1 protein-coding gene is annotated in these 289 nt (G+C 47.4%); it reads left to right on the forward strand.

Annotated features, from left to right (window positions below; all coding sequences use genetic code 11):
* A partial coding sequence (locus tag R7044_RS25245; RefSeq protein WP_263857044.1) for a ComF family protein occupies positions 1–285 on the forward strand: 285 nt, incomplete at its 5' end.
* Positions 286–289 lie beyond the last annotated feature (4 nt).

Genomic DNA, 289 nt, shown 5'->3' on the forward strand with positions numbered 1-289 from the left:
CGACATTTGGCTGGTCACCTTAATGTGAGGTTTGATAATCACGTGTTTCGCCGCGTAAAACACGTCCAGTCGCAGCGTGGGTACAAGAAATCCAGCCGAGAACAGAATTTAAAAGGCGCTTTCACCTTAAATCAGCCACCAAAGTATAACCACGTCGCAATCGTAGATGATGTGGTCACGACGGGAAGCACGGTTCGACAATTATGTCATTTACTACTTGAAGTTGGCGTAGAAACCGTCGATATTTACTGCATCTGCAGAACCCCTGCTCCTGGTGCTGTCTAGATCG

Source organism: Vibrio sp. 1402 (genome assembly GCF_033340275.1).